The 4,160-nt window shown below is 44.6% G+C and carries 4 protein-coding genes and 1 pseudogene; all 5 read right to left on the bottom strand.

The genetic code is table 11. The annotated features are described in order from the left end of the window. Window positions 1-133: 133 nt before the first annotated feature. The 5 genes and pseudogenes from ACTNBK_RS16645 to ACTNBK_RS16625 all read right to left on the bottom strand — a co-directional run bounded on the left by ACTNBK_RS16645 (window position 134) and on the right by ACTNBK_RS16625 (window position 4,026). Window positions 134-952: a hypothetical protein gene (locus tag ACTNBK_RS16645; protein ID WP_441147771.1), complete on the bottom strand. Its 819-nt coding sequence runs from the start codon at window positions 950-952 to the stop codon at window positions 134-136. 40 nt (window positions 953-992) lie between these two features. Further along, window positions 993-2,015, bottom strand: a pseudogene (locus ACTNBK_RS16640) (IS110 family transposase); the annotation flags it as partial. A gap of 208 nt (window positions 2,016-2,223) precedes the next feature. Next, window positions 2,224-2,514 (bottom strand): hypothetical protein, encoded by a 291-nt coding sequence (locus tag ACTNBK_RS16635; RefSeq protein ID WP_441147769.1) that lies wholly within the window; start codon window positions 2,512-2,514, stop codon window positions 2,224-2,226. A 95-nt stretch (window positions 2,515-2,609) separates the two neighbouring features. Then, complete coding sequence (locus ACTNBK_RS16630; protein WP_441147767.1) at window positions 2,610-3,218, bottom strand: hypothetical protein; 609 nt, start codon at window positions 3,216-3,218, stop codon at window positions 2,610-2,612. 574 nt (window positions 3,219-3,792) lie between these two features. After that, complete coding sequence (locus tag ACTNBK_RS16625) at window positions 3,793-4,026, bottom strand: GHKL domain-containing protein (RefSeq protein WP_441147765.1); 234 nt, start codon at window positions 4,024-4,026, stop codon at window positions 3,793-3,795. Between the last annotated feature and the right edge of the window lie 134 nt (window positions 4,027-4,160).

Raw genomic sequence — 4,160 nt, 5'->3', positions numbered from 1 at the left:
CGTAAATGTTTCCTGTTTCTTCATCCCCATACACCACCATTGCGTTGATAGTGTTATTATCCCACATCCGGAGCCTTTATGGTAGTGCGGATTAAATCAGAGATTCCCAAGAGCTTCTTCGTCAGGATGATATTTAAGATATGCTCTCCTTTCTCTGTTCAGCAGCTCCTTCCACATAGAGGACCCGTTCCCGCAGGAAGCTGCGCAGTTCTGGGAGCGTTCCCTCCAGCAGATCATTCTTCTGGAGGAACAGCACCTTTTTGCAGCAGACAATCAGAAGCACAGAATCCGTTTCTATGACCTGCTTGAAATCACGGTAAGGATACGCAACCTCCTCTGCCGATTTAATTTTAGAAGCATCCTTCCAGCCCAGAGAGAACTTTTCTTCTGAAAAGATGACGCGCACAAGTTCCAGTCCCTTTACTGTATTTCTTTTCCGAAGCAGCTTTCGCGCCGCCCGGTCATAGGGGTCCTGCCGCTTGCGAACGAGCAGGGAGGCCAGCGCAACAATCAAATATTGGGCGGCCAGATATATCAGGATCGCCATCTCATCGGGATCGCCCAGCACTGCCATAAGGAAGAAGACTCCGGCCAACAGGCTCAGGACACCCAGCGTTTTAGGCAAATACCGCCAGAGATCTACTACGCCGATACCAAGACATACCCCACCTATGATGGTTAACAAGGGCGAGTCTGGGGTGAGAAAAGCTGCTGGGAGCATCACCATTGCTACGATCCAGTTGACCAGCCCTTGAACCTGCCCCTGCCGGCGCCGTTTGGTCCTGGCGGTAGGAGCCTTGTTCCATCTGTTTATCCGATCTGTCAATGCCCACAACTTGGGATATTTTCGCCGGGAAAACAGTTCCATCCATTGCTCTAACGCCGAACTCACCTCGGGAAGCAGGGCGTCAACGTCCGGTGCTGTGACTTGAAATACAAAGTTTTGTTCCATCAGTTTACCCCATTTCTTTTCTAAACAGAGGATTTATTGATAAGCAATATCTTCTTTTCCTGCTGGCCGGACTGTATATTCCTTTATGGACATCCATTTGGCCAGATTGGTACGGTGGGGAGTCAATGCCCGCAAAGGCCACCAGCGCTTTCTTGGAATGAAAACGGCGCACATCGCCAATTTCAGCCATGAGTTGAGGGCCGAGTGTGGGGCCAACACCAAACATCCCCATCACTATAGGATACTCCGGTAGAGAAGCTGCTAGGGACTGCATCTCCTGCTTGAGAGCAGCTAATGCGGCGGAAGTTGTCTGGAGTTGGGAAATGGCCTGTTCTACCAAAAGTTTTGCCGTATCCGTTTTCGGCATGACACCGAAGTGTCCACAGGCGGAGGCATAAATGTCCAGCGCCTTATCCTTGCTGAAATTGTAACCGTGTTTTCTGCACCACTTCTGGTATTTGGCGGTAAATGCTTTCTCAGACAAGCCACAGACGCACTCGCAATGCCAAAAAGCAGCTACAAAGTCCACCCACTTCTCGCTGCCATCGGCGCGGGGCGGACTGGTAAACAGGCGATTTGCGTCTGGGAAAGCGGTGTCCAGTAGGGAGATTAGGTTGTTCTTCAGCATAGTCTGTACTTTGGAATACTGCTGGTACTGCCGGTAGCAGCTTTTCAGCATGAGCCGGGTATTCTCCTCAGGGACATATCTCGGCAGGGTGAGCCAGTGGTCAAGGCCGTAGTTGGCCAGCTTCACGGCATCCTTCTTGTCGGTTTTGGCCCGCCTTAAACTGTTGTTTCCATAGTCATGCACCAGCATTGCGTTGACTACCGAGACATAAAGCCCCGCGCCGTGGAGCAGCCAGGCCACCGGCGCATGGTAATTACCCGTGGATTCCATCACCACACGGGTCTCACCGTCCAAGCTTTTGAGCAGCCCTGCCAGCTCGCTCAGTTCATTGGCGGTGTGAAGCACTTCAAAGGGTGAGATCACCACCTCCCCGAAGGGCCGCATGACAGCAATCATGCTTTTCCCTTTGGAGACATCGATGCCAACGCAGTTCATTTACATTCCTCCAATACAAAGAATCTGCAACCGGAATCCATCTTTTCTCGCTGCCGATTCAATCTATTGTGTGACACGAACTCCCCGGCATCCGGTGGCTCAACCTGCTTAAATCGAACGCTGCAACAAGAGGATGGCTGACAGTCTTTCTGTCGGACTTGTTAGCCCAAGTGAGGTATCGTCAGCCAGTTGCTCCTCTTATTGTAGCTTAGGCACGAGATGGAAAGAAAGCCGGACTGGCTGCCCGGCTTTCCTGTCCAAATTTATTGTAATAGTTAGGATAATCTGGACTTTCTGGCTCCATAAACTCACCGTTCCGAATCGTCTGGTGAAGCGCAGGCAGGTTATAGAAGTCAAAGTGAAAAAAGAATTCCTCTCCAGCCGCATCCTCGGTTAGACAGAACTCTGCGGCATCGGGATCATCCCATCCATCCGCACAGTGATAAACGCACCACCAGTAGTTCCAATCTTGAATATGCAGATATTTTTCAGACTTCAATCCTATCACTCATATCCTTAATAATTCTTAGTTTCAAGAAAAAGCAGGTGACTGATGCTAAAGATCAGCCGCCTATTCCCCGGTAACAGTACCACTCATATCCCCAATAGATTATATCCAGAACGATACTCTACCAATTGTCCATTTCTATCAATTAACAAGAGAGTATATGGATAATCTCCGTTTTTTATTTTATCAAGCAATTGATTATATGAATACTCAATCTCTGAATCAAAATCTGCAAATGCAAATTGATATGGCAGCGTTTGAAATAGGTTATACATATTTTCTCGCAGATATTGAAGTACAGCTTCAGGAGTATCAGAAGCAGAGATTTTTTGCATAGAATTATAGTCCAAATTCACATTTACCGTTATGCCAGATTGCAAAGATCCTATAGACGCAGTACAATGCTCTCCAGCAATACAAAATGAAAATCTGTTGTAAATTTCTCCTACCAACATTTGCTCTATAGCCTTATCAATAGAATAAATCTCTGCTCCTTGATCCGTCTCACTATTATAAAAATATGCAGACTCAAAGTGTGGCTGATAATTTGTAGACACAAATTTGAGCGAATTTAACAAAAAAAGCTTAAGGTTACTCATAGAGCAACATCCAAATATCTCTCGTGATACACATATCCCTAAATCAATGGACAGAATCAGGATAAAACTGATAATTTGCTTTGTCAACTTTTTCATTACAATATAGCTCCTCATAGTATTTTAGGTACTACATGAATCACGGCCATGATTTCATATGAGAAAAGTATAAAACTCAATTCTTACTTTTACTTTCTACCATATCAAATTCTTAATAATTCTTACTTTTCGGTGCAATAAGAAAAAGCAAACGGTTGGTCTCTGATGCCAGCCGCCGGCCTCCTATCAATAGCCACGCTATTTGTGCTTTTTCGAAAAATACTTATATGCACAATAAAGGATTACAAAGAAGATTCCTCCATAAATAATTTTATACAGCAAAAAGACAGAGTTATAGTCATGAGTTATGTTATAAAGTATAAAGTTACTCGAAAGATATAGAATGATAATTAAAATAAATAATAATTTTTCACGCATTTTTCACTACCATATACCTCTTCATATTGTTTTTGGTACTGCTATAACCTTGGGTAAGGACAGTATAGAACCTAATTCTTACATTCCACCATATCAATTTCTTAATAATTCTTACTTTTCAAGACAATAGAGAAAAACCAGCGGCTGATCTCTGGTATCAACCACTGATTTCCTATCACTAATAATTCTTAACTGCTCATACATCTTTACCAAACTCAGGCGATTCAGTTTGAGGAAGCGAAATCTGAATGGAAAAGCGTGTGACATTCTGTTCTATATCCACTGATCCGCCATTCCGTTCCACCAGTGTCTTGACGGTCATCAGACCGATTTTATGGCTTGCGACATCCGCCGAGTGCTTTCTCTTGTGGTTTTCAATCGTAACATAAATCCATCCCTGTTTATTCTTTATTGTAATTATAATCGACACCTGTGGATCTGCGTATTTCCGCAGATTAGGGAATCTCTGATTTAATCCGCACTACCATAAAGGCTCCGGATGTGGGATAATAACACTATCAACGCAATGGTGGTGTATGGGGATGAAGAAACAGGAAACATTTA

It is taken from the genome of Intestinimonas sp. HCP28S3_D6 (assembly GCF_052065695.1).
GTDB lineage: Bacteria > Bacillota > Clostridia > Oscillospirales > Oscillospiraceae > Intestinimonas.
The sequence above is the reverse complement of the archived record's forward strand: the minus strand, read 5'-3'. Positions and strand labels throughout refer to the sequence as shown.